The 788-nt window shown below is 43.8% G+C and carries 1 protein-coding gene and 1 tRNA gene; both read right to left on the minus strand.

What is annotated here, in order from left to right; all coding sequences use genetic code 11:
- Window positions 1–306: 306 nt before the first annotated feature.
- Window positions 307–382, minus strand: a tRNA-Asn gene (locus A3766_RS06010).
- Between the two features lie 72 nt (window positions 383–454).
- The coding region (locus A3766_RS06015) for an aminotransferase class I/II-fold pyridoxal phosphate-dependent enzyme (RefSeq protein WP_156508725.1) at window positions 455–788 on the minus strand (334 nt) is incomplete at its 5' end.

The following is a 788-nucleotide window of genomic DNA, read 5'->3' on the forward strand; positions in this document are numbered from 1 at the left end:
GAATGCAGACTTCAGATCATTTACTACAAATATACGTATCCCGGCAAGTTTCTACCAGAAAGCTATTAGCTTTAACTAGTTTTAATAGTTGAGATTAAAGGCAGGCCTCTTACGAAAGTAAGGGGCTTTTTTGTTTGTGTTTGCGATATTTATAGTTGGCAAATCGATGTGGCTTATTTGGGGGTGAAAAAAACGGTCTGGTTGTATCCTGCAGGTCTTAGGCCTGGTCTATAGATTGGAGTGGATCTACAAAGAATTAATTCAAAGCGCAGCTTTGATAAAGTTAGGAAAGTGGGAATAAGAAGTTGGCTCCCCGAGCTGGGCTCGAACCAGCGACAAACGGATTAACAGTCCGCTACTCTACCAACTGAGTTATCGGGGAACAGAAGACTAACGAAGACTTCGTTAATCAAGGCCGCGTATACTAAAGAGCAAAGCGGCCCAGGTCAAGACCTTAAAGTACTTTTTTGAGACGTGAAATTGCTGACTCTAATATTTCCATGCTGGTTGCAAAGCTTAGGCGCATGCATCCAGGAGACCCAAAAGCAGACCCAGGTACAAGTGCCACACCTGCTTCACTTAGCAGCATCTCGGCCATTTCAACATCGTTAGATATATTCGCTAGATTGTCGATAGCACCCTGGAAGTTTGGAAAGACATAAAATGTTCCATCGCCAGAAATACATTCCACGCCGGGAAGTTCATTAAGCGCTGCGACAAGATAGTCGTGGCGCTTTTTAAACTCGGTAACCATTGTTGTGATGCATTCCTGGCTGCCATTTAGTGCT

The sequence above is a fragment of the Oleiphilus sp. HI0132 genome (genome assembly GCF_001635845.1).